This is a genomic window from Paenibacillus sp. MBLB1832 (genome assembly GCF_032271945.1).
Taxonomy (GTDB): domain Bacteria; phylum Bacillota; class Bacilli; order Paenibacillales; family NBRC-103111; genus Paenibacillus_E; species Paenibacillus_E roseopurpureus.
The window spans coordinates 777,744-804,131 of record NZ_CP130319.1 but is presented as its reverse complement, the minus strand read 5'-3'; the positions used below and the strand labels follow the sequence as shown (position 1 = coordinate 804,131).

Annotated in this window: 15 protein-coding genes; 3 read left to right on the top strand and 12 right to left on the bottom strand. The window is 43.9% G+C overall.

The window, feature by feature from the left end; all coding sequences use genetic code 11:
• The first annotated feature begins 7 nt into the window (after positions 1-7).
• The 3 genes from MJB10_RS03730 (at position 8) to istB (ending at position 3,271) form a co-directional block, all read left to right on the top strand.
• Complete coding sequence (locus tag MJB10_RS03730; protein ID WP_314801851.1) at positions 8-676, top strand: carboxylesterase family protein; 669 nt, start codon at positions 8-10, stop codon at positions 674-676.
• A 553-nt stretch (positions 677-1,229) separates the two neighbouring features.
• Positions 1,230-2,513, top strand: a complete 1,284-nt coding sequence (gene istA, locus MJB10_RS03725; RefSeq protein WP_314801589.1) for an IS21 family transposase — start codon at positions 1,230-1,232, stop codon at positions 2,511-2,513.
• Positions 2,513-3,271: an IS21-like element helper ATPase IstB gene (gene istB / locus MJB10_RS03720; protein ID WP_314801591.1), complete on the top strand. Its 759-nt coding sequence runs from the start codon at positions 2,513-2,515 to the stop codon at positions 3,269-3,271. The genes istA and istB overlap by 1 nt, the downstream gene beginning before the upstream one ends.
• 345 nt (positions 3,272-3,616) lie before the next feature.
• On the opposite strand, the gene MJB10_RS03715 is transcribed toward istB, so the two are convergent.
• From MJB10_RS03715 to MJB10_RS03660, 12 genes are all read right to left on the bottom strand, one after another.
• On the bottom strand, positions 3,617-3,928 hold the full coding sequence (locus MJB10_RS03715; RefSeq protein WP_314801849.1) for an aldo-keto reductase family protein: 312 nt from the start codon (positions 3,926-3,928) through the stop codon (positions 3,617-3,619).
• A 48-nt stretch (positions 3,929-3,976) separates the two neighbouring features.
• On the bottom strand, positions 3,977-4,132 hold the full coding sequence (locus MJB10_RS03710; protein ID WP_314801847.1) for an aldo/keto reductase: 156 nt from the start codon (positions 4,130-4,132) through the stop codon (positions 3,977-3,979).
• A 123-nt stretch (positions 4,133-4,255) separates the two neighbouring features.
• Positions 4,256-6,559: an MGH1-like glycoside hydrolase domain-containing protein gene (locus MJB10_RS03705; protein WP_314801845.1), complete on the bottom strand. Its 2,304-nt coding sequence runs from the start codon at positions 6,557-6,559 to the stop codon at positions 4,256-4,258.
• An 81-nt stretch (positions 6,560-6,640) separates the two neighbouring features.
• Positions 6,641-9,817 (bottom strand): alpha-mannosidase, encoded by a 3,177-nt coding sequence (locus tag MJB10_RS03700; RefSeq protein ID WP_314801844.1) that lies wholly within the window; start codon positions 9,815-9,817, stop codon positions 6,641-6,643.
• Between the two features lie 47 nt (positions 9,818-9,864).
• Positions 9,865-11,958, bottom strand: coding sequence for an alpha-L-fucosidase (locus MJB10_RS03695; RefSeq protein ID WP_314801843.1), 2,094 nt, complete (start codon positions 11,956-11,958; stop codon positions 9,865-9,867).
• 107 nt (positions 11,959-12,065) lie between these two features.
• The gene (locus MJB10_RS03690; RefSeq protein ID WP_314801842.1) at positions 12,066-12,440 is read right to left on the bottom strand and encodes a 5-deoxy-glucuronate isomerase; all 375 of its coding nucleotides are present in this window, start codon (positions 12,438-12,440) and stop codon (positions 12,066-12,068) included.
• Between the two features lie 28 nt (positions 12,441-12,468).
• Positions 12,469-14,277 (bottom strand): heparinase II/III domain-containing protein, encoded by a 1,809-nt coding sequence (locus MJB10_RS03685; RefSeq protein WP_314801839.1) that lies wholly within the window; start codon positions 14,275-14,277, stop codon positions 12,469-12,471.
• A gap of 222 nt (positions 14,278-14,499) precedes the next feature.
• Complete coding sequence (locus tag MJB10_RS03680; RefSeq protein ID WP_314801837.1) at positions 14,500-16,653, bottom strand: helix-turn-helix domain-containing protein; 2,154 nt, start codon at positions 16,651-16,653, stop codon at positions 14,500-14,502.
• A 351-nt stretch (positions 16,654-17,004) separates the two neighbouring features.
• Complete coding sequence (locus MJB10_RS03675) at positions 17,005-18,504, bottom strand: DUF3502 domain-containing protein (protein ID WP_314801835.1); 1,500 nt, start codon at positions 18,502-18,504, stop codon at positions 17,005-17,007.
• Between the two features lie 152 nt (positions 18,505-18,656).
• Positions 18,657-19,550 carry a carbohydrate ABC transporter permease gene (locus MJB10_RS03670; protein WP_314801833.1) on the bottom strand — a complete coding sequence of 298 codons (894 nt, stop codon included), beginning with the start codon at positions 19,548-19,550 and terminating at the stop codon, positions 18,657-18,659.
• An 11-nt stretch (positions 19,551-19,561) separates the two neighbouring features.
• On the bottom strand, positions 19,562-20,563 hold the full coding sequence (locus MJB10_RS03665) for an ABC transporter permease (protein WP_314801830.1): 1,002 nt from the start codon (positions 20,561-20,563) through the stop codon (positions 19,562-19,564).
• Between the two features lie 194 nt (positions 20,564-20,757).
• On the bottom strand, positions 20,758-26,142 hold the full coding sequence (locus MJB10_RS03660; protein WP_314801828.1) for a fibronectin type III domain-containing protein: 5,385 nt from the start codon (positions 26,140-26,142) through the stop codon (positions 20,758-20,760).
• Positions 26,143-26,388: the final 246 nt, after the last annotated feature.

Sequence of the window (26,388 nt, the reverse complement as noted above, 5' to 3'; positions counted from 1 at the left end):
TGACTGCATGTGTAAAATGATAAAACTGGAGCCTAACGTGTGGTCATCCACTTCACAACGTGAGCGTAGATTACAATATCTTGTCTTCCAGCCAACCTGTGCAACTAACTCTGGAGCCAGGTTGCCGTTGCTTCTATATCTGCACGGCGCTGGTTCCAAGGGTGAGGATTTGCAGCAGGTTGAGCAATCCGTTTTGCCCCAAACACTTGTGGAAACAGGTCTGCCTTTTCCATTTGTCTTAGTCTGCCCTCAATGTCCGGGTTCGCGAAGTGGCTGGCAGTCAGATATCCTTGCCGAGCTTCTCGACGAGCTCATTCCAGCACTAAACATCGATCCCTCTCGCATTTATGCGACAGGGATCAGTATGGGCGGCCGTGGCGTCTATGAGCTTGCTTATGATTACGGGGACAGACTGGCAGCCATTGTCCCCCTCTGCGCTTTCGGCATTCCGAATCTGGCGCCAAGGCTGCAGGAATTGCCCATCTGGGCTTTTCACGGTGATCAGGATGAGGTCTTGCCTCTCGCTCGTGGACAAGAGATGGCAGATGCTTTGCAAGGCGTTGGTTCTCCTTCTCTTTTTACTCGTTTGGAAGGGCTAGGCCATGATATCGGTGAAACCGTTTATCGATCTAATGAGTTGTGGGAATGGTTACTAGAGCAACGGCGTCAATTATAAATTTATTAAAGCAATGACATATTTTCCATGCTTTAATCCCTGATACACATTGAAACTCAAAGGAATTGAAGGGAACCCCACAACAGATCTGGGCACATCCGCACCAAAAGAGCTAAGTAGCAAAAGCGAGGCCACTGAAAAGGAAAAGCTAGCAGTTTTTCCAATAGTACAGAAGTAATTAAAGAAAGAGGACTTTGATTCCCAGTTATTTGGAATTAAAGTCCTCTTTATTACTATTTATATGATATTTGTTACTTTAGAACTTTATTTGTCAACCGATATACATACTGTTGGGTGACAAATACGTTTTGAAGTGCAAGTAGCCAGCAAACATAAGGGTCTGCTGGCTGTTCTTATAAAATCGATTTACAAATTAAGTTTTGAAGTGGTGTTTTAGCTTGAAAACCTCAATTACAAATAAGTTTTGAAGTACTTCTGACAAACTGTTTTGAACTTCAAAGATACAAATGCTAATCTAACAATGTTCACTTCCGCTTGAATAAAGATGTACAGTTTCGACACCATCCTACATACTTGTCCCGGAGGGATTTGTATGTACATGCAGATGAATATTCAGACTAACGTAGAGATTCGAAGCTTAGTGGATTTACCGAAGTTAAAATCACTAATGGAGAATCTAAATATGAAAATTAATATGAGCAAATTAGCTAGAGAAATGGGAGTAGATCGTAGAACAATTCGTAAGTACATCGAGGGCTTTACACGTAAGACTGCAAGAGAGAAGGGTTCAAAGATCGATGAATACTACTCGGTTATCGCGGCACTTTTGTCTGTCGAATCCAAGCAGGTATTTTACTACAAGCGAGTGCTGTGGCAATACTTAACTGACAATCATGGGTTAGACTGCTCACAATCCGCCTTTCGGGCTTACATCACACGAAAACCTGAATTTGAAGCTTACTTCGGTAGTGGTCAGCGTCTTCCATCTCCGCAATCAGCGGTAAGATTTGAGACAGCTCCTGGTAAGCAAGCGCAGCTCGACTGGAAGGAAAGTATTTCGTACGAAACGAAGGAAGGTGAAAAAGTAGAAGTAAATGTAGCCGTGTTACTGTTATCCCATTCACGGTTTCGGGCCTTCCACCTCAGTGTATCGAAGTCGCAGAGCATCTTACTCTCATTTCTAACCGAGGCCTTTGAAGCTTTCGGTGGTGTGCCTAAAGAGATCCTCACCGACAATATGAAGACCGTGATGGATGAAGCGAGAACAGAGTATGGCGCAGGCAAGGTCAACGCAAAATTCGCTCAATTTGCTGGTGACTTCGGATTTACTGTACGCCCCTGCATCGCAGGCAGACCACGAACGAAAGGAAAGGTAGAAGCCCAGATGAAACTGCTTGACGAAATTCATGCCTACCAAGGACAACTCAGTCTGGAAGAGTTGCATCAGTACGTACAAAAGCTCTGCAATCGAATCAATCAGTCCTTCCACCAGGGCACAGGGAAAGTACCTATTCTGGCTCTAGAAAAGGAAAAGAACCTCTTACGTCCACTTCCGGCGGAGAGCATAAGAGATTCCTATCGCATTCGTTATACACATGTAAAAGTCAATTCATCAAACATGATCTCCTACAAATCCAATCAATACTCAGTTCCAGCTGGGTATCAAGGAATGAAAGTAGGGTTACATGTCTATGACAATCACTTGTACGTCTATTGTAACACAAAACTCCTTACACACCATCCTATTAGTCAAGCGAAGCTGAATTACACAGAAGAACACTACAGAGACAACCTGAAGCGGTCAGTGCCTAGCTATCCAAACATCGATGACTTAGCAAAGAAGAACCTACAAGCGATCGGCGGTGCTTATAAATAATGCTCCAGACTACCGCATACCAGCAGCTTGTTCGCAATTTGGAGTATCTCAAGTTGAAACAAATGGTCACACACTTAAATGAAGTGATTGACTTCAGCATTCATAACCAACTGTCATTTTTAGATACGCTGGTCAAACTCAGTAATTATGAGATTGATGTACGTGAACAAAACATGATTCATGCGATGGTCAAGGTAGGTGCCTTCCCTCACCGTAAGGAACTAGATGATTTCGACTTCGCATTTCAGCCATCCGTGAACAAACAACAGATACTGGATTTTGCAACACTTCGATTCATTGAGGGCAACGAGAACATTGTGTTCTTGGGCCCAAGTGGGGTCGGTAAAACACACCTAGCGACCTCGATTGGCATCACAGCTGCCAAGAAGCGTACGAGTACGTATTTCATCAAGTGTCACGATTTAATCCAGAACTTGAAACGTGCCAAGTTAGAGAATCGCTTAGAGGCCAGATTAAAGCATTACACGAGTTACAAGCTATTGCTCATTGATGAAATTGGCTATTTACCAATTGAGCCAGAGGATGCAAAACTATTCTTTCAATTGATTGATATGCGATATGAAAAGCGGAGCACGATTTTTACGACTAACGTGAACTTCAGAGCATGGGATGAAGTGTTCCGTGAACCAAAACTCGCTAATGCTATTCTTGATCGAATTTTGCATCACGCTACTGTCGTCACTATTGTAGGCGAATCCTACCGGTTGAAGAACCATCTCGCTCAAAACGAAGAGTAATTCTGTACATGCTTAAACAAGCGAAAGTGTACATTCTAGTGTTGACATTTACACTTCAAAGACAAGGTATTGCTGCTTTGCTTTAGGTCGGCCACTTTGTTTTAAAGAAAGATGTCCTCATGAAGAACATTACAATCCAGGATTAATCCTCCTAAAAGCCTCATACATTGTTCCCCGTGAACAAGGATTCAAAAAAGAGAAGGTCTTATTCTTCGACTATTACCTGTCTAATCGCCTTTTACTGGACATTGCTCGATACACATACAATCGCGACAGTCATATTTGTTTGATACATTATTTGTAACATGCATATAAGTCATTTTATAACATTAGTCTATAGTTTCACTAAGGGAACAAGGGCATTCCAGTAAACAAAGACAGCACCCTCTGCTCCTCTTCCTCTCCCAATCCTATTCCATCGCAATAAAAAGCATTGCGTTTTAAAGTACGAATGGAGGTAGTCCCTGTTAACGTTATATGGATGTCGGGGTTCACTAAGCTAAATCGCATAGCTGGTTCCGCCAATCCTTTCGGTTCTTTATTACGAAGAAAAGAGATCTCCTTCATACGTCTTTCCGCCTCGTCGAGCAGCGAACCTGAATTGTGCAGGAAAGGGGCAGGGGCATCTGCCAAAATCCCCATTAATAATCCCCACATTCCGCTTATTGGCAAGAGGCAGCAGCTCATCTTTTGCTGTATAGTCGATCAGCATGTATCAAGCAAAAAACTGAATGGTATCAAAAAGATCTGTTTACGCCTGCCTTTGAGTGCAAGACCAACTCTTCTTTCACTCTCCCCTCTCCCGTATAAAGGGGCCGTATCAATGAAGTTGATGCCCAGGCCAAGCGCTCTATGTACCACAGATATTGCTTACGAATAGCTAATTCCTCCCATATCGCCACCCAGCGGAGCTCCACCAAACCCAAGCTTCGAAACCTGAAACCCGGTTTTCCCTAACTTCGTATATTCCAATTCCGTTGCCTCCTATTTACCCACTTCCAAGTTCCATTGAGAATTACCTGGTACGCAGCTGTAGCTTATCCATGCATTCTGCCAAAAAAGACGGAGTGTGAAGCCTTTGTCTGTCCTTACCCTAAGTTGAGTAGCACTCTCGGATATGTGAAGCATCAAATCGATGGTAGCTGCTCCTAAAGGGTAACGTTGTATGCCTATAGTTTCCCCAGCGGGCGGTTGCCAGTTAAGAATTCTATGATGAGCCTCAGGCTTTAAGCCTAGAACCACTTCAGTTAATAGAGAAATCGGACCCAGTGCGGTCCAACTATACGCTTGCTGAGCTACATTGCCTGGACAAGATGCTTCACTACCGTAATTCTCCCAAAGCTTACCCGTATGATCGAAAACTTCTGTCATAACTTCCAAGTGTCTGACAGCAGTCTCCAAAGCCAAAGCATGCTGACCTGAGCGATCGAAGCCTTGAATGACGGCATAATTAGTCGGTGCCCAAACCGATCCACGCCAGTAGTTTCCTCCTGATTCGAACTGAGGGGAATCTGCGGCCAAGCTTGGAATAGGATGATGACGCCAAAAGCTGTCTGGATTTTTCAGATGCTTAGCAAGCAATTCAACTCTATTTTCAGGAACAATCCCCGCCCAAAGCGGCCAAAATCCGGTAACTACCTTATTCGCATTATGGCCGCCCTGCTCCAATGAGGTTGAGTAGAATTGGTTACTTTCATCCCATAAGCATCGGTTGCATGCAGCGGCTGTTTCTTCAACCTCTATTTCCCACCTGCGTACTTCCTCCTCATAACCTAAAACACGCGCAATTTCGCCCAATGTCTCTGCATCGTGTGCCATCTGTGCCGTTAAATCCGGATATCCGTAACCCAAGGATGGTGAATTATCCAAACCATTAGCAAGCCCCGTTGTCCAATAGGTTCCATCCGGCAGCCTTCTGTTATTGTAAATCCACTCGTGGTACCCCTTGAGTACAGGATACACATCCTGAAGTCTCAGGATATTTCCATTCATTCGAAAAATGGTCCACTCCGCAATAGAGAACAGCGGTGGATTCGGACCAAAATCCGGTTCGAAAAGAACCGGAAGTCCCGTACGAACATCGTGCTCTCGATGTATATACCCTCCGTCAAACTGCCGGGAATAGAGCATATTGAGCGTATCATAAATAGGCAGCTTGCGATGCCCCAACGCCGTACACATGGCTGTGAAAGAGCTGTCCCAAACAAACACTTCATGCCAGAAAGAATCTAAGGCCGTCGCAATGTAAGGATTAGGCAAGCCGCTTTCTGCTGGCGGTGTCCGCACCAGGGACAGCAGCATTTGCCAAGCGGCATCATAGAGACGAGCAAATCCGGACCACTTTAAGGGTAAGATCGGCTTCGGCAAATCATCTTTGATAGTGTCATATTCAGGCCATACTGTTGGAGTAAAGTCTCGCTTAGGAGCCAATCTCCCCAAGCTTTCATAGGCAGGCATGTTCACATTCACTTTACCCTTCTTACCTTCAATGGTAAGAGTCAATGTCTGTGATATTTCCAATTTAGGCTCCGGCCTCTTCTCTAAACCAGAAGATCGAAGGGGAGGCACATGATGCAAAGGTGACGAAACCGGTACATAATAATGACGATAGCCTATCGCTTCCTTATGGTCTGCTTCCCTTGCATCATAAGGAGGTATAGTCGAACGCAATGCAAGCGGCATAGAAGATTTGGGGCTTAGCTCGTGTAGCTTTGTGGTCGGTGCATGATCAAACAATCCATATATGGGTCGTAAAGCTACATGCTGCCATAAGCATCCGTTTTGAACATATTGAGTTGGAAAATACCTCAGTGAAACGGCCGGGGGCGCGCTTTCCGTTGAAAGGTGACACGTCAGCTGTAACATATCCGGGTTCATCCTCTTTATCTCATCCAGTACTCTTTCTCGATTGCGAGAAGGACAATGCTTCATAACATGGTCAGGAATTTGCGGTAAATCTCCTGTTTCTACAAGAAACGAAAGCTCACCGGGAGCTTGGCATGGGTAAATAATCGCCGCTCTAACCTCTCGTTGAAAGGAGCGCCAAAACAAGTCCTCATCCAGAATAAGTGTACCAGCGATCCATATACGCAGTGGTCGTGGGCTGACTATTTCCAAGACCAGTGCACCTGATTGCGGAACACTCATTCTTCCCGCATAATAACGTCCTTCTTTCTCATAAGGATAGAATGCTTCATCCAACGACTTCTGAGACACCTTTAATTGTTGATCTTCAGGAGTAAGACCTCCGCGGCTCCAAAAAGTGATCTCAACGGGGATAGGCTTCAATCTGGTGACCTCCTTAACTGATTTAATCCTTTGTTACGGCTTCTAGCTGCAAAGAAAGCTCCATACAGCTAACGTCACGGCTTATAAACTATTCGCCGAAGGAGGTGTCCCTTCTTGAAATCGAACAAGAAATGACTTGATCTCATAAGGCTTGATTTGGAACTGAATACGACTACTCATTGATTTCCCTTCCGCCATGGCTATCGGCCTTTCCAGCAGGTCACATTCCTGCCAGCTTTGGAGGTCCCAGTCACTTGTGATCTCCAGAGTGCCTCTTGCCCCTGCATACTCATGCAGTCTAAGAATGACTGAATCGTTGTCCTCCGCTTTTTTTACTGCAGCGATGCTGACATAAGGGTGCCCTGATATTTGAAACAATGAAAGTGACTTATTCAACGCCTCACCTTGCTCATAAGTGAAAGGATTATTCAGCGCCCATGCTTCATCAACCGTACCAGCTTCGAGCCAACTGCCGCCATGCGGCAATATTGCATAGGTAAAGCGGTGCTCACATTTGTCGGCTTGATTATCAGGCCATGTGGCTGATTTAATGAGTGTCAATCGCATAATGTTATCCTTGATGTCATAGCCATATTTACAATCGTTTAACAGACTGACTCCATACCCATGCTCGGAAAGGTCGGCCCACTGATGGCCTACCGTCTCGAACTTGGCATAGTCCCAACTGGTGTTCCAATGTGTCGGACGCTTCACATTCCCAAACTGAATATCGTAAGTCGCTTCTGTCGCCCGGATATCAACCGGGAAGGCGACCTTCATCAGCTGCTTCCGTTCCTTCCAGTCAACATATGTATCAAAGTCGATGCGCGGCTTGTTTGCATATACAATCAGCCTTTGTTGGATGGAGGAATCCATATATACCCAGTCAAATTCGATTATGGCTCTAAGTGGCCCACATTCGACTAATTGAATAGAACGAAGTTCGGTAACCTCTCGCATTTTCTCCTGGTAATACAAGTCAATATCCCAGGCATCGAACATCATCGGCCGATCCTCAAAGATCTGAAAGACGTTTCCTCTCGCTTGATTAGCAAGAACGTCTCTTTGCAATCTTTTATCGTAGATTCGCGTCAGTTGTCCACAATCATTCCATTCCAATATATACAAGGGTGACTCTAAGCCGTTCTCATTCCACTGAAAAGGAGAATCATCTCTCGCTTCCTGCACTGCATCGAGTCGTGGATATAACCCGTGAATGGTCTCATAGCCCATAGAGAGGACAGACTGCACTTCAACGAGCCACCCACCGTTACTTCTTTGGGCTGGCAGCAACATCCCCTTTGAATCCCGCCACACTTTGGGATCAGAGTCTTCAGGAAGAAACACGAAATCCGTACGAGGTTTCGAATAGCAATTAAATACGGTATAGGCATGAGCATCCTGCTTGCTTAAGATGGCCTCGGAAGCGGCTTTCCTGACCTTTAATCCTATCGATTCGGCCAATGCATATTCCTTCCAAGAATCCTCATATACTTCGCGAATGGATGAGCCTGGAATAATATCATGAAATTGATTGCGCAATACGATCTTCCAGCCTTCATTCAGACTCTTCTGATCATATTCGTCCCAGGATGAACGCTGTAAGCTGCTCAAGACACTCAACATTTCACTTTCGCGGTAAAGAAGCTCCATCTTACGATTCATTTTTTTATTATAAGCATGGCTTGTATAAGTTCCACGGTGGTATTCGAGATATAATTCGCCATCCCATGTGTGTACGTATTGATCAGTATTGGCTACCCGCTTCTGTAAGCTAGCGAAGTACTCGTCTGCACGTCCGGTTGTCATTTGTGGAAGTCCCGGGAGTTTCTCCAACCTCCTTCGCATTTCCAGCATTTCACGGTTCACACCGCCTCCGCCATCTCCATAACCGTAACAGAGCAACAGCTCGTTTGTAAGATCCTTATCCCGATACGCCTCCCAAATCCCAAGTGCCATGGATGGTTTTGGCTCGCCACTATAAGTATACCAGCGGTTTTCCTTCCCGCTCTCTGATGTTGTGATGAAATGCGCCAGTATTTCTGTACCGTCAATTCCTCGCCATTTGAACGTATCATGCGGCATCCGATTATATTGGTTCCAACTGATTTTGGTCGTCATGAAGGTTTCAATTCCACATTGCTTCAGGATTTGCGGCATCGCCCAGCTGTAGCCAAACACATCTGGCAACCATAAATAGTTGCAAGAGACACCAAACTCCTCTTCAAAAAAACGGATTCCAAACAGGAGCTGACGCACTAGCGATTCACCAGAGATGAGATTGCAGTCCGCTTCCACCCACATGGCGCCTCCCGCTTCCCATCGCCCTTCCCGAATCCTTTCTCGGATCTGCTCATATAGCTTGGGATAATCCCTCTTCAAATCTTCATAAAGCTGCGGCTGTGTCTGTAAGAATATATATTCCGGATACATCTCCATGAGTCGAAGAACGGTCGAGAAGGAACGAGCTGCCTTCTCACGTGTATGCTTCAGCTGCCACAACCAGGCTAGGTCAATATGTGTATGCCCGATACAACGAATGTGAACATGATGATGCTTGTCAAACTTAGATAGTTCTTTATGCAGGGAAGCAGAGGCTTCCTTAATAGAATTGTAGAATAGCTCCGTATTTGGTTTGGACCAATCGATATAGCGATAAGCACGGTCGAGTGCTTGTAAGAGCATCTGTCTCTCTGGGTTTACTTCAGGTAAAAGCTTTATCGTTTCCAACATCGCTTTTGAAGTAAAATAAAGATCATCTGTCGCTTCGTCCAACCACGCCAGCTCTGCTTGCACAAGTTGGTGCTCCGATTCCTTCGGTCGACCGCCTCCGCCCATGCCGGACCAGATTCGAAACTCGAGCAATACTCGCTGCCCAACCACATGGTCAGGTAGAAACACTTCCCGATGGTTCGTGTCTATCCCTTGATACGGTTCACCATTGATATAAAGCAGCGCCTCATAGCCCGACGTATTCCCTTCACTCGTTTCGCCGAATTGGAATAAGCCGACAATTTTCTTACCTGACCAGTCCGCGGGAATCTGTATTTCCGCTTTCAGCCATATATATATATCCCGGCCTTTCCATCTATCGCCAAGTTTCATTTCGCGCCATTCCCCATCTTTAGGCGGACGCTGTCCATTAGCCCCAGCGGGATCAAGTTGACTTAGAAATGAGGGGATGGCGATTTTATAACGATAAGGAAAATAGAGCAATTCCTTCATTCGGGAGGATAATTTATCAAATGTCCAAAACATATAGCTTCCTCCTAGTGTCATCATTATGATTCATACTTATCTAGCCATCAGGATAATAGAATTCTATAAATGTTATACAGACTTTGTGGAGGAAGGTTAACGACTATATCTTCACCTTCTGCCTTGATCTCCAAAGCAGACACCTCCGGATAAAGCTGATCAGCAGATGTGATATTTGAAAAAAGAGAACAATTGATACGCAATTTCGTACCATAAACCAGAGGAGAGTCTCCATCGTTTAGAATATGAACACAAAGTTGGCCGTCCTGCAACATATAAGTAACGTAGGATTGCTCTGGTAGTCCATCGACTGTAATTTGTGGCCTTGAAAGCGCATTTACCACACGCGCAAGCATTTGTTTAGGCCAAAACCAGCGCTGCGCAGATTGGATGGCGAGCCCCGTTTCCATGGGGACGTTCGCTCCAGACATAGAAAGTGCATCAAAGGTAAACAGCACCGTTCTTCCTTTCCCTAGTTGATTATGCAAAATAGCTGGTCCGATCTCAACATCCGAAGGAGCCGGGGGACGCCATGCCATCCATTTCTCTGCCTGAATATCCTCTTCAAAAATTGGTTCCACTAAATCCGCCCAAATCTCGGCTTTAGTTGCTTGGACAATTAAGCGGGAGCCCACAACTCCAAGAGGGTGCTTAGCAAAATCCGCTAGCAAACTAGAGTTGACGCTGACTTGCAAATAGCTACTCACATGATTCCGACTAAATCTCGAATCCTCCTCAAGAAATACAGCCCCGAAAAGCTCCTCCCACAGGTGGTTATCCGCCAATCGATTTCCATCCCTATCAACCGGGGGAGCACTTAGACAAGCAAGCAGAGTCCCGCCATTGTTAACATAAACCTTGAGCTTGTTCCATAACTCTAAAGAAAGAACTTGAGAATTCGGCACAATAATGATGTGTTTTGGATCAAAGCTCTCTTCATCTCCGTTAATAATTTGGTAACTACGATGCATAGAAGCGGCAAGCGTCATGCCCGCTTGTAATGCTGTCAAGTGCTTGGATCCACGTTCCCACCAGTTCTGATTGAAAGTATTGCGTTCGGGCGCGAACTGATGAGATGAATCGCTATATAACAAGTTAATATCAACAAGAGGCCTAGCTTCGTTCCAGAATGGTTCTACTTGGCTCACTTGACGATACGCAACACCCATTCGCTCCCAATCATGAATTTCCAAGCTGCCATCCGGTCGCATTGATTCACTGTAGAGGAATGGTCTTGCCCCCTGCATACCTATGCTCAGCAACTCCCTAAGTAAATAGGAAGTCGGTGTTCGATCGTAAACCATCCCTACATCACCGGGGCCGATCTGAGCTGAAGTCATAACATCGCGTACGAAGCCCGCTGACAAATAGTTCCCTGCCCACGGCTCTGCGAAGTGAAAATCCAACAGCTCACGTACCGATCTTGGCATGTTCGCGTTGCAACCATTGGTTGTCAGCATAGTGCCCGGGCTAATCGTATCGAACAAATGTCTTAGCTTTTGCGCAAAAGGCAGCCAGTAATGTTCCTCCTCATAAAGCTGAAGCTTTCTCCACTGTTGGTGGACCTGTTCACCTAGAGGCATCTTGTCACCCGTTAGCTTCTCATAGCGTTGTTGGCAATCCAAACAAAAGCACAGCACCGAAGGAAAACAATCAAAGAACAATCCTTTCGGCTTGTACCTCTTCAGCAACTCACTAACTTGCCCTAGACAGTAATCCCCGAATTCATGGGCTATAGAACAACGCATCCATTTAGAACCGGCTCGAACTGGATTCCCATATGGATCCAATGCCCTCCATTCCGGGTGATAGGTAGCTGCCCAATGATCCGTATCGATGCTGTAATACAGGCACACATCAACACCGATTGATTCAGCCACATCCTTCACTTCAGCAATAAAATCAAAATCGCTCTCCTCCAGCTTCGGGTGTATCGCCCCCACTTGGGTCGGGTAGTAGGACCAACCCCAATGGTCCTTCGCATATACCATGACATTATCGATCTGAGCCTTCTTCATTAATTCCCGATATTGCTCACGGTCAAATCCCCGAAAATGAACCTCAGGGAAATCCCCTCGGTGAAAATCAATTAAGTACCCCCGTTTTCCACGGAATACAGCGTTGTTGGAATGTTTGTTCATTAGATTCACCCGTTATCTATCCATATTTATAAGATGCCAAACGTATGTTTACTTGGGGGAAACGTATCCCAGTACGAATTAAGGGCTCCCCATCTTCTGTTCTTTACTTATTCAGGGCCCACCACGCAAGGCTCCAAAGATGTACCGTCCGCAAGAAATGAACAGACCCACGCTTCAAAATCCGTCACAGCAAGGAGTAAAAATGCAGTTTCACAAGGCACATATACACTCCATGGCTTCCCTGCAAATGGTAGCCGATTGCCTACGCCAGGGAAGGACGAAGCTCCTACTCGAAAATCCGCGATGCCTCCTAGTACAACAAAGACCATTTCTCTGTTCCCGGAAAAACCTTGATAAGTTTCGCCTTCCTTTAGCTTGTGTACTTGGGTGTCTTTTGCTACATAGGTATCTAATAAATTACAGGGGTTCGCTGGAAAATCGTTGAGTCCTTGATCTGTACTCACGTTTGAAAAAAATTTCACCTGGTTTCCTCATTCTTTGGCAAGATTGTTAGCATGTGAAAATAAATTCGCTTATGATATCCTTATCACAACATCTGCATGACAGCATCACAAGCCAGATGTCCTTATATACGTGTGTCTGTGCTAGTATTTTTTCACGTTGATGATCAAGGAATAGTTCCCAATCTGACGCATGATACTGAAGCTGAACAGAACCGATCTGGATAACTCCGTCTGCAACGAGAACAGGTTCTTTTTGTGAAACAAATACCTCAACAAGGGATTTCGGGGGAAGTTGAAACTTAAATTGATCTATGAGTCGGAGCTGGAAGTTATTCTCCGATAAGCTACTCCATATAAACTGACGCTCATAACGAAGCAAGTTTGCATATGGATAAGCCTTGGTAAGATTAAGATGCAAATATGTTTGTCCCTCACTAGGTTCATAACGAATCAGCTCCGCAGCCCGATCCTTACCCTCTCCTTGGTAACAGCCATCGATGATTGGTACCGAATGTCCTTGAGAGCCTGTATGATAATGCAGATACCGCTCATCTGGAGCAAAATATTGACGCGTATAATATCCAGGACCTAAATCCGTCAGATCGTTCTCCCCATTGACATGCAAAATGAAGTGACCAAGATCGTTGTGATTATGAGGCTCTCCATTATGGCCCCCCTTGGCGGCAAATGCTGTCAGCCCCTTCATGGTACTATGCTTAGAAATTAACCATTGCACATCGTGAAAATAGTATCGGCCCGTTGGAATTACATTATAATCGCCTTTATCTATGGCTGGAGGAACAGACCAAAGTAAATCCCTGCTAATCGTTACCCAACAGCGTGGCATGGTTACTTTCGATTCAACAGCATACAATTCTTGTTCAAGCTGCAATCCCAAGCGTGCGAATAGACCCGGTGAAAAGTCTTGGCTCTCCATCGTATCGGAGAAATTAACAACTTTCCCCTTCGATAACATGCAAGCATATGGAAACTGTGTGATCGCCTTAACATGGTTATCTTGAAGCAGTTGCAGCTGTCCTCCTGTTCGTTCACGCAGTAATTCAGCAAAATAAACAAAAAATCCAAAGCCAAATTGCCAATATCCAATCCCTTCTGGCGTCGCCCCGTCACGGTCAAATCCGCTTAAATACTGTTTGAAGACTTGAATTAAACGCCACAACATACCAGCTAAACGTGCTGGATCTTGAACCAAATAAAGGGCAGCGGCACCAATAGAGGAGGAACAGACAGAAGGCCAATTGTTTGTCTTCATCTCCCAATTCTGCGGAGCCTGTTCGTTGAAATATACTTGAAATATGCGTTGATCGATTTCCTTCTTGGCCCGCTTTACCACCCAAGGGCTCAGCTCATGCTCGAGCAACCTGATAATTTCTGCCAGTGCAAAGGCAGTTTCCCCTGCATATAAATCAACATTGTCACGGGGCGGCTCCGGCTGATCCCAAATACCTTTGGGATATTCATTTACATATAAACCCACATGGGCTGGTATGCACCAAGTAAATTCATCACAAATCGCCCAAATTATATCTTCTAAAGACCTTAACCATTTATTCTCTTTATCAGCCATATACATAAGAGCTAATAAAGCCATACGCGTTCTCCGTTCAAAATATTTTTTCTCGAATGGCTGCTTTTCTCCGGTTGCTCCAAACGATATGAACTCGGAGTAAAGCAGCGGTTCGATCGGTGTTCTCAAATAGATTTCACCTTGGTTGCGAATCATCTCCCAACGCGCTGCATGATTTGGATTCAACATACTTTTAGCCCAGGATTGTGTGTTCCTTGCTTCATAGAATAGTGAAAAATTTAGATCCGTATTTGTTTCCTCCAGCATTCGTTTGAGTTCTCTAAGCGTAATCGTTTGTATATTATCGACCATGAGAATCCCCCTATTGATTAACTACCGACATCCTCATTTTCTGAGTACATTCATTTTCACAGAATACATGATCTTTTTGCACTGTATTTTTTAATTTTGACCAAGCCATTGACTGTATTATTTAAACATCAAGAATGAATACTTAATGTCATAAGAAAAACCGCTAGTGCCTATGCACTAACGGTTTATTTCTCTTGCATTTTCAACTTGTATTTTTAACTTGTACTCCTTTGGCGTCATGCCAAATCTTTTTTTGAACAATCGGAAGAATTGGCTTTCGTTCCCATAACCGACTAATTTCATAATTTCCCCGATATTAAGTTCACGATCTGTCAATAATTGCAGCGCATGTCTAAGCCTTGTTTCATTAATGAATTCAGCAACCGAGCTCGATTGACTGTCACGGAAAATTTTGCCCACATAAACTGACGACATTCTCAACATGTCGGAGATACTTTTTAGACTTAAATTCAGATCATTATAATCCGATTCAATAATATCTTTAATGGTTTGAATAAGAAGAGAGTATCGATCGGTCCCCTCTGAGTTTTTCTTCCATACTTTCCCAAAGAAGATCATCCATGATTTCTTTATATGATCCAGTGTTTCCGTTTCGAGAATAGATTGGCTTAGAATGCTCAGCTCTTGTTCAATCTCATCACTCGTAAATCCTGCTTCTTTGAGGTTGTATTTGAACAACATGTTCATATAGAAGAGGGAATGGATGATTTGGTCATAACTATACTTAGACAGCACTCCAATAACGGTTAGTAAATGCTCCTCTACCTTAGCTAAATCACAAGAATGAATAGCTTCGACCAAATTGCGCTCCAGCTCGGGTGGCAACAGATTATCGGAATTTGAAAAGTTAACCTTAACCATTTCGGGCAAGATAATAGAAAGGTGACCGAATATCAGGCGATAAAGGAGATATTGCTGTGAGCGGGCGAACGCTCCGCTAATTTCTGAATAATTGGAAACTATTTCGCTTACAGCAGCTGTGACCGAGATTCTATAATACTTCAAGACAGTGGTTTGAATTTCCTTAAGCAGACCTATAAGCTGTTGCTCCATGAGTAGTCCGTCAATATCGCTGGCAAGCAGCACTACCATATCATTTTTTATATCCATAGTTTGACATCTATAAGTTGTAGCAATAAATTCTTCTGCGATATTCGATATAGCAAAAAGAATTAGCTGTTTCTCCGTTTCACTATTTGTAACATTGTTGGGGTGGTAGTTGTCGATTTTGAAAGCAATTACACAGTAATTCCCACTGACAGCAATACGGAAGCCTGACTGTGAAACAACATCATGGAACTCTTCTTTTGAAATGTATGGGCTTTCATTTAATAAACGTCTTAATTGATAGGATTTCACGATGTCCAATTTACCCAATTGTTCTTTACGTGCCGTTTGGAGCTCATCTACTAATCGTTTATATACATTAGACATATAATTTATTTCGTCTGAACCCTTGCCCTTATCCTCCGATTCTCCGCTGAATTGTGAAAACAACCGCTCAATAGGTCTATATAGCCGATGAGAAATAAGTAAAGTGGCAATACCAGACACAAGTAAGAATAATAACGTAACAACTGCAGTAGTATATCTCATCGCCCTTAGCTTGCTAAGGAGCACCTCATAAGGAATAACATTAACGATCGTCCAGTCATTCGCTTCGTTTCTAATATAAGTAATAACTTGTTTACCTAGATCGGTATCCGCTACCCAGTAATCAAAAGAATTTCCTGTTGTTCTATAGTGATCCATAACCGATTGACTAAGCTTATTGGGCGGTTCCAACTTTTTACTTTTAGCATTCATCGTAATATTGTTGCCAATCATTACAAATAAATCGCTTTGTTGTCGGTCAGCAAGATTGTTTAAAATTTCAATATTTTCAAACAGCCAGTTCGGATTAATAATTAGAATAAGCGCTTGATCAGGAGAAAGGCTACTATCAGATACATACATGTAAGAAGCGAAAAAATCGATAGGTTTATCCGCGACCGCAAGTGAGTTATTGAGACTCATCGGTATAAATTGAAACTTGGGAATGGTTTTCTTTTGCTCCATATAGGACCGTAATTGGTTAATTATCATTTCCTCGTTAGGGACAAGTCCATGATTTCCTGGGATATATTGTCCTGTTCGTTTGTTATATACCACTGCTGTTTTCAAAAATGCGGATGCAGCTTCTGTTAGCTTATCCAGCTGCGAAATAGAACGTATTGTTGTAAAGACATCATCTTCCGGCGAATTCAAAAGCCACTGAATACTATTATCATGAAAAGCACTTATTGCAAAATTTTTGACAATCTGATTCATGTTAGAGATATTGTAATTGATTTGTGTCAGTACTTTACGATTTGCATCGTGCTCTATATTAAGCAGTGTTCTCTCCGAATACACATAAACCGTAAAAGATGTAATGACTAATAATAAAGAGAGAATCGATATAGAAAGTAATAATCTTTGCAAGTATTTCCTTGACTTATAGAATTTAATTAGACTCATAAGTACCGCCTCTGCAGGAGCTTGACTATGTCCTTATTAATTGCTTCCTTATAACTCTAACATAGAGCAATTTCTATCTCAATTACTAATCAATGAGATATACGAATAGATAAAGTGTAAAACTGCGAATCCACATGCAGATTCGCAGTTTTACACTAATTATTATTTTTTCGTTTTCAACCATTCACCCAGTTGTTTTTGTTGATCACCAAGTTTTCTGTCCTCACCTGCTTTAATGCGCTTATCGAGGAATTCTTGGTATTTGACAGCAGGATCAATAGCGCCAGTAGACAATGCTGCACTGTACTCTTCATTAATGGAATTTAATGAGGCTTCTTCTGTCTTGAATCCTGCGCCATCCCAATTAAACCCATTATTAGCAGTAACCTTCGAAGTAGTGTTCAGTTTTATTGTCCTCTCCCAAGTGTCAGCTGGTTGATCATCAAGAAGATAACCGTTCGTAACGTTACCGAATACCCATGCTGCATTAGCGGAATACCCACTAGCCGAATCAATTTTAATTGCATTGTTGCCTGTTTTCTTGTAATGCTTATTCTCAATACCAAATCCTAATAAATTAAAGATATCTTTATTTGAATTCACTAGCTCCAAGAACATCATCGCACGTTCAGGATTTTTAGAAGACTTCGCAATAGCATTCATTGTTGTGTTAGCACCTGTATACATCGGTTCACCTAATGTTACATAAACGACATCAAAGCCGCCGCCCTTAAGCTTATCATCTGCTTCGCCACCTGGTTTGCTTGTTGCGTTGAAATATACAGCAGCTGCACCTTTGGCACGAATAGGGTCAAATGATTTCAGTGTAGGGGCATCCTGGTTAATATAGCCAGCTGCAAACCACTTATGCACGGTCTCCAGATATTGCTTGTACTCAGGGGAAGCTACGTAATCAATAGCTTTAGTTGGATCCTTTTTGTAGTAAGCAATTCCTCCGTCTTCACCAATACCGTTTATGGCTGTACTGAAGAATCCACGATTATCTGATGCAAAAGGGACTATCCCAGGCTCATTCTTTTTGATTTGTTCAAGTAAAGGCTCCAAATCCTCCAGCTTTTTTACTTTGGTAATATCGAAATTATACTTATCAACAAAGCGTTTTTGAATGGTAAATCCCGGCACCCTGGTCATCGTTTGATAACTAGGAATCGTGTAGATTTCACCTTTCTTCTTAACGCTGTCCCACATAGTATCAGTAAACGTTTTCTTCACCGTAGGTGCATATTTATTGATTAAGTCATCTAACTTCAAGAAAGCACCTTTATCGAAATTCGGATCAAACTTGAAGTTCCAGCTTGATGTCCATACAATGTCAACATCTTCATTAGCTGCGATGACTGTATTCATTTTTTGATCATAATTTCCAAACAACACAGGTTTAAGCTTAATTGTCGCATTAATTTTTGCCTTCGTAATTTTGTTCAATTCGTCCTCGACAAGCTGAACATCCGGTACGTCTTTCGGAGTTGGATAATACCAAACCAAATCAACTGGCTTTAGCTCAGACGCGGCAGAAGCAGTTGGACTAGGAGCAGTTGACCCCGTAGTCGTGGTGCTCTTTGAACATGCACTTAAAACAAGTACGGAAGATAATGAGACAAGCATAAGTTTAGCTACTAAGGACGTTTTAGTTTTCTTCATTTGATGAGTGATCCCCCTCTGTGAAAATAAGTAGAATGGACAAGCAAATGTGTTCAATACTTGTATCATAACACGGAATAGAAACCGCCCGACTTCCTCTTCCATCACCTCCTTCATGGGTTTCTATTCCAAACGTTCTAATAAGCCTATCATTAGCCCTTTAGTGAACCAACCGTCAAACCCTTGACAAAATAACGCTGAAAGAAGGGGAATATACAAAGCATTGGGCCCGCAACTAATACAGCCATTCCCATTCTGGCTGAAAGATTCGGTAAATCAGCTACACTTATGTGCAAAGCTTGCATCATCTCTGGTTGGGATAGTAAAAATTCAATTTGGCTTAAAACATTGACCAGCAATAGTTGGAGCGTGTATAAGTTGTGATTATCGATAAACAACAGCGCATTGAACCATTCATTCCAATAACTGAATGAGATAAATAAACCCAGTGTAGCTAAAGCCGGTTTGGCTAGTGGAAGGATCATTGTGAAAAAAATACGGAATTCCTTGGCTCCATCTATCTTGGCAGATTCAATAATTTCCGTCGGTATTTTGGATAAAAAGCCTCGCATGACAATGATATTGAAAGGATTTAACAAGCCGGGAATAATAAGCGCCCATATGGAGTCCTTAAGGTGCAAATACTGTGTGATTAATATATAGAAAGGAACTAAGCCACCACTAAACAACATCGTAAAAAATATGTAAAAAGTGGCTATACGGTTATAGCGGTAATCGCTTCGAGATATGACATAGCCAGTCATCGCAGTTAGCAATAAACTCAATGTCGTCCCGACAACTGTAATTAGAGTAGTCACACCGTACGCTCTTAACAAAACGATCGGAGCTTCAAAGATGACTTGATAACCTGCTAAACTGAACACTTCTGGAATAAACTGATATCCATGATTTAAAATACTCTTCTCATCTGTGAATGAAACAGAGACAACTAACAGAAAAGGGAGCACAATTCCTAATGAAGTTATGATAAAAACGAGGTTAATTAGAAAAGTAGGCCACTGAATGGGTCTCACCGTTGTTCGCATTGTAATTCCCCTTAGAATAAAGAATTTTCATCATTCATTTTCTTTACGACATAATTAGCCCCAACAACAAGAATTAATCCAACCACCGATTGATAGAATCCAACTGCCGCTGACATAGAAATGTCACCAAGAGCTCGCAAGGCACGATAGACATAGGTGTCAATAATGTCAGTAGTCGGGAATGTAGGCCCTGAGTTATTTGGTATGAAATAGTGCAATCCGAAATCTCCTCTGAACATACCACCAATAGCTAGTATCAATAAGATAACAATTAAAGGAGTTAACATTGGCAACGTGATTTTAAAAATCATTTGCATCCTTGAAGCGCCATCTATTCTAGCAGCCTCATAGTAGTCGGTATCTATACCAATGATGCCTGCATAATACACAAGCGTGGAAAAACCTATTGCCTTCCACAAGTGAGCTGCATTAAGAATGTAAGGCCATGGACGATAGTCCAAATACCACTGTTTAGGAGCAAGTCCAATAGATTGCAGAAAATGATTGATGTAACCGCTGTTATAATCAAGAAATGCATACGTGATATAACTGACTATGACCCATGATAGAAAATAAGGTAAGAACATAATAGTTTGGTATACTTTAACAGATCGTTGAGATATTTCATTAAGCATGACCGCAAAAGCTAATGCAGCTATGGTCGTAATGGTCATATACCCTAAATTATAAAAAATAGTATTGCGTGTTACTCTAAAGGCATCCTGGGAAGCGAAAAAGAATTCGAAATTTTTGAACCCGATCCACTTGCTTCCTATAATACCTAGGTCATACCGATAATTTTTGAAAGCAATAATGATTCCTATCATTGGTAAATAGGCAAGCACAAGTTTATATATAAAACCTGGCAGGAACAAAAGTGAAAGCTCACGATTTTTCCAAAACAGCTTCCATTCCTTATTCTTCATGTTCTTTCGTGCCTTCCCTGGGACTTCCGTCGCGATGTTACTTTTTCCTAGAGTTGGCAATTCTGGATTTAGGGGACTTTGGTCCATTGCGCTCACCTCTTGCTGTTTTTTATTTTCTATTTCTTAATCTTATTTTTGCAAAAAGATAATGTGAAATATACTGTATTTTTAGAAGAAACTACGCTTGAATACTATACAATTTAAATGATGACATCCCTGAGCCATTAACAACAAGAACTAAAGAAGACCCAGAAGCATGGCTTCCAGGTCTTTTTTATGGATTAGTTGATTACTACATTAGAAATTGTACTTGTGTTCAAGGTAAAGCTATTTTTGGCTGATACATACAAGCCAATATCGAACGGATCCGTTAATGAGACTGTCTTCGTTGTCATGGTTGTCCAGGCTACACCGTCTGTAGACTTGTAGAAGGTGAATGTTGACCCTGACTTGGTTACCTTCAAGTAATGATAGGCTGAGTTGCTTGCGTATGCAGTATTCGACTCATTACCACCAACTGTTGCTCTCGATCCAACCTGAATTGATCCATTGTACTGATAACCAATATAAGCTTCCTGAACATTATCAGAAGTCGACTGGCGAATCATAATCCCGGCAGCGGCAGCAGCATTCGTATTTTGTACAGTTTCTACCTTGACCGACATTGAGAAGTCGCCGCTTACCTGCTGGTACACGTAATAGAATTGATCCTTGGTAGCCAGTGCTTCGTTGCCCGCTCCAGTTACGGTATAAACACCGCTGCTTTGGCTCCAAGACCCTCCAGTCGTGCCGATATCCAACCCAGTCCAAGTGGCCGCTGAAGGGGTAGCGCTTTTCTCCGTGGAGTTTCCGCTTTCCCCTGCGCTATTCGTCGCGGTCACAACGAAGTAGTAAGTAGTGCCGTTTGTCAAACTGCTTATCGTAGTACTTGTCACATTGCCGAGCGTTACCGTGGTCGAATAGCTGCCGCTAGTTGTTCCATACTTGACCTTGTAACCCGTAGCTCCTATCGATGCACTCCAGTTTACCGTAACTTGGGCATCCCCGGCAGAAGGGGCATTCTGAACGGGTGCCGTTGGAATGCTGACGTTCGGTGTTGCACTCTTTTCCGTGGAATTGCCGCTTTCTCCAGCTGTATTCGTCGCGGTGACGACAAAGTAATACGTCGTACCGTTGGTCAATCCCGTTATGGTCGTATTGGTGACATTACCTGCGTTCACCGTTGTACTGTAGGTTCCCGAGGTCGTGCCATACTTGACATTATATCCGGTTGCCCCAGTCGATGCGCTCCAGTTCACTGTCACCTGTGAATCACCAGCTGTCGGTGCATTTTGCACTGGCGAAGCAGGAGGAGCTATAGGAGCTGCGCTTTTCTCGTTCGAGCTCGCGCTTTCTCCTGCACTGTTCGTAGCGGTCACAACAAAGTAGTAAGTAGTGCCGTTTGTTAAGCCGGTTACCGAGTAGCTGGTGACATTACCCGCAGTTATTGTCGTCGAATAACTTCCCGACGTAGTACCGTATTTGATCTTGTACCCCGTTGCACCAGTGACAGCTCCCCAGCTCAAATCTACCTTGGTATTTCCAGGTACAGCCGAATTCTGAACGGGAGCAGCAGGCAGGCCAACATTAGGGACTGCGTTCTTTTCATTGGAATAAGCGCTCTCCACCGTGCTGTTAGTAGCAGTAACCACAAAGTAGTAGGTGGTGCCATTGGTTAAGCTTGAAACCGTGTAGCTTGTAACATTGCCCACACTTACGGTTGTGCTATAGCTTCCCGAAGCCGTCCCATATTTCACCTTATAGCCAGTCGCGCCACTAACAGCACTCCAGCTCAGACCGACCTGAGCATCACTGGTCGTTGGATTATTTAATGATGGAGCCGCTAAACTGCTAGCCGAGAAAGGCTTCGTATTCATCTCGTTAGATACAATGCTCTCGCCTGTCGCGTTATAAGCGGTAACGATCATATAGTAGGTCGTATTGTTCGTTAACCCCGTTAACGTCTTACTTGTGACGTTGCCGACATCGGTCGTGCTCGTGTAGCTGCCTGATGTAGTGCCATACTTCACCTTATAGCCCGTGGCTCCGTCGACATTGCCCCAGCTCACTTTAATCTGAGTATCGCCTGACACTGGTTGCGCTTGAATCGGCGCCATCGGTTTGCAGGCAATTGTCGTCAAGCACATGTAAGAGGAGTCAATCAGGCTGTAATCATGAGGATCATGGGAGATCGTCCCCAAGCCTGCGTTCACCGCCGTATTCATCGTGATCGTAGCTCGTGCTTGCTCTTTCCAATTGCCATTCTCCCAATAGGAAGCTATGAACGTATCACCGCTGCGCTCTAGTTTTACATCAGCAGGGAAACTTACATTCGACGAGAAATAAATCTGCGAAGTAGAACCGCCGGCTGCCGTTCTATAAAGCAAGCGACCGCCTCCATCTGCTGTAATCCGGATGAATGCCGATTTCGAGCCCGCTGTCGCGTCTTCACGGATATCCGGTCCCGCTGCGGCATTTGGATGGGAATAGGACACATTATCGATACGAGTTACTACCGAGAAATTCGTGCTCGACACGTTCTGATACATAATCGTCCCGTCATCTGCCGTACCGTTAATATCGTTGCCGTTCGTCGCAATGTGGAACCGATTGTTCGAGTACGATGCGGCGCCAACGGCCGAGCCCACGTTTAAAATACTCCAACCTGTGGGAAGCGCCTCTGTCCCATAGACGACCACACTATCTGCTGCCGTACGTGTGACTCCGTTCAACGTGACTTTGACCGTAATACGTCCGGATCCTGGCGCATTGCCCGCCGTGATCGCGCCCGTCGTAGCGTTCACTGTCGCCGCTGTACTGTCGATGGAGAATTGCTTTGTCGCATTGGTCAGGTCTGCCGTGGAATTGTCAGACAGCGTCCCCGTTACCGTAATCTGATCCGTCCCTCCGTACTGCAGCATCTGATTAACAAAGTTGATGCTGATGGATTTCAGAGTCGCGCTGTACACGCCTACGTTGATCGTCGCGTTCTTCGTCACACCGCCTACCGTCGCAGACGCCGTAATCGTCGCTGTACCTGCCGCTACCCCTGTGACCACGCCTTGTGAGCTCACTGTCGCCACGCTGGTATTGCTGCTGCTATAGCTTACCGAGCTGAGCGACAGCTTTTGGCCTTGCGTCGTCACGCCCGTCGTCTGCAGCTTCACCGTACCGCCCACAGTCATGCCTGTCTCCGAAGCGGCAATGCTTAAGCTGCTCAAAGCATCCGCTACGATGACATACATGTCCGCCGTCTTCGTTACTCCGCCTTTGGTCACCGTCGTCGTTATCTTCGCTACACCCGCTGCTTTCGCTGTAATCAGTCCGCTGGAGCTGACCGTCGCGACTGTCGTGTTGTTGCTCGCATAACTAACCGTCGCATTCGATAGATTAGCGATATAGCCGCTTGTCGTCCGTCCCTTTAAGCTAAGCTGTGCCGTTGCATTCACATTGAGCGACAAATTCGCATCGTTCACCGAATCCGAAGAGTTGCGTACAAAGAGTCGATCCAACGTTTCTTCTGCGTTCCCTAACGTATAGCTGGAAGTCAGACCGATATCCTCCATGTTGAAGTCCACGAAGCCCAATCCGTATGAAGGGGAGTCATAGCGCAGACGGTAATCCGAGCTGCCCGCGTTCACAAACAAGGGGTCGGTCGTCAGACTGAACTGATCATACTTGTCGTTTAACGTATGACGCCAGTCTTCTATTGTTTTTCCACCGTCCACGTAATACATGCCTCGAGTCCCGTATATGCCGTTCGCATTGTACCACGTGTTGTTCTCGGCCTTCGCATAACGATCGTCCTGCCAGTTGACGAAGGTGTAGATTTGATTGGTCGAGTTGTACACGATATTGGACGTCACTTCAATGTCCTTGTTCGTGTGGTTGCCCAGCTTGTTCGTGTCGAATGCGCCGGGACCATAATCTACATAATTATCATTATCCGCGATAATATTGTTGTAGAATTTATTGGCGGTTCCTTTGGCGATCACATCGGTAAATGGACCCTTACCTTGTTTGTTATTGTTGTACAGAATGTTGTTATACACATTCGTGTTATACACATCGTCGTCCAAATAAATACCGGATGCAAATGAAAATGCTACCTGGTTGTCGTGGATGATATTATTGCGGATGATGTTGTTAGGTCCCATCCCAAACGCGTAGATCGCGCCTGTATCCTGCGAATCGTTATTCACGTTTGAAATGTCGTTGTATTCAATGATGTTCGACTGGGAATCTGTAGTAGCAACAGCCGGAGTAGCCGATGATACCGGCGAATAAATGCTTATTCCCCAACGGGATGCATTAAAAATTCGATTGTTCTTGATGCTGTTATTCGAAGACTTATCCAGATAAATTCCTGAGCCCTCTCCATTCAATTGACCGACATCGTGGATGTAGTTGTTGGATATTTCGTTATTTCCAACTTGCACAGAAGTTGAACTATTGGCCCAAGATTTAACGCCGCTGTATCCAAGATTAAACATATGGTTGCCAGTAATCACATTGTTCTGAGCCCACGTGTCAAACTCGACAGCGCTTAGACCTGAATTGGAAACTTCACTATTTTTTACGGTAATATTTTGAGCATACTTCATATAGATCGTATCTTTGTCACGATCTGTGTTCTTTATCGTGAGTCCTTCTAGCCGAATATTATGAACGGTCGCAGTGGAGCTCGTACCTACGAAATTCAGAAGATGGTTCGTCTTAGGAGCCTCAATGACAAGATTCTCGATACTACCGCTGCCCCGTGGCCAATAGTATAACGTGTCGTTAGCATCATCTAGGTAAAATTCACCTGGTGCGTCCAGAAATTCTTTCTTTCCTTGAACCAGATAACGCGAACCTGCACCTATCGTGTACTGAGCATTGGAGCTTAGTGTAACTTGTCGTGTTGTTGTATCTAGCGCCGAAACACTGATCGTATTCGTCTTCCAGTTCACTTCACCACTATCGCTGCCTGGCCAAATAAATACTTCCAACCCGGTCAAGCTAGTTACGGAAGGAATGTCACCGGATGCATATATGAACTGCGATTTAGAAGCGGAAGTGGTTCCTACTTTATCTGCAACCCTACTGTAAGCGTTTGCACCTGAACTCAACTGATTAGGATACCTCGCTTTAACCGAACGCACACCATCCTCATAAAGCGTATGGAAAGTCCAGTTCACTCCCGTTTTCTTATAGACATTCCCACTGTCCAAGGTCCAGCCTGTCAATCGGCTCGATCCTGTGATCGTCGCATTTTCACCAGGATAGTTGGTATAGACCACATTATACCCCGACACCCCGGAGTCACTTGGGCCAAAGGTTAGGCCATTTAGAGCCTCATGTATTCCTTTCACATAAACCGTAATATCTGCATTCATACCACTAGCGGCAATCTGTGCATTTACTACTGACTTTGCTTTACTGATCGTTTTGAACGGTCCGTCTGTTAATCCTGAATTCGGCGCTGACAATGTTCCTGTCCAGCTATCGTTGCCATCGTCTGCTGAAACGTAAAAAGCATTTGAAGCCGCAAATGCTTGATTAAGTCCTAACCCTGTAATATTAAGTAATTGTAGCAACACGGCTACCACAACTATCACGGAAAGATAGTGCTTAAATCCCCTCATCTTTTGTCCTCCTTGTAATCGGTTCTTTGTACTCAAAGCATTCCTCACTGGGGCTTGTCTCCTCCATAATTATCAGCATAGAACTAGGCCTATTAGGTACTAACTCTATCAACGCATCACCTCCTTCCAAGATAGTTTTATTTTAATAGCTTTGTCTAAAAAAAAAACTGTACATTTTAAAGAAATACCTCTCATTTATGTATCATATTGATACTCGCAATCCATAAATCTGATAGACATGGCACG

Coding starts and splice junctions, on each gene's coding strand:
- MJB10_RS03670 (WP_314801833.1), bottom strand. CDS start 19,550: ATGCGAACAACGGTGAGACCCATTCAGTGGCCTACTTTTCTAATTAAC.
- istA (WP_314801589.1), top strand. CDS start 1,230: ATGTACATGCAGATGAATATTCAGACTAACGTAGAGATTCGAAGCTTA.
- MJB10_RS03660 (WP_314801828.1), bottom strand. CDS start 26,142: ATGAGGGGATTTAAGCACTATCTTTCCGTGATAGTTGTGGTAGCCGTG.
- MJB10_RS03680 (WP_314801837.1), bottom strand. CDS start 16,653: ATGAATCAGATTGTCAAAAATTTTGCAATAAGTGCTTTTCATGATAAT.
- MJB10_RS03700 (WP_314801844.1), bottom strand. CDS start 9,817: ATGTTTTGGACATTTGATAAATTATCCTCCCGAATGAAGGAATTGCTC.
- MJB10_RS03730 (WP_314801851.1), top strand. CDS start 8: ATGTGTAAAATGATAAAACTGGAGCCTAACGTGTGGTCATCCACTTCA.
- MJB10_RS03675 (WP_314801835.1), bottom strand. CDS start 18,504: ATGAAGAAAACTAAAACGTCCTTAGTAGCTAAACTTATGCTTGTCTCA.
- MJB10_RS03665 (WP_314801830.1), bottom strand. CDS start 20,563: ATGGACCAAAGTCCCCTAAATCCAGAATTGCCAACTCTAGGAAAAAGT.
- MJB10_RS03715 (WP_314801849.1), bottom strand. CDS start 3,928: ATGTGGGGATTATTAATGGGGATTTTGGCAGATGCCCCTGCCCCTTTC.
- MJB10_RS03695 (WP_314801843.1), bottom strand. CDS start 11,958: ATGAACAAACATTCCAACAACGCTGTATTCCGTGGAAAACGGGGGTAC.
- istB (WP_314801591.1), top strand. CDS start 2,513: ATGCTCCAGACTACCGCATACCAGCAGCTTGTTCGCAATTTGGAGTAT.
- MJB10_RS03685 (WP_314801839.1), bottom strand. CDS start 14,277: ATGCTGGAGGAAACAAATACGGATCTAAATTTTTCACTATTCTATGAA.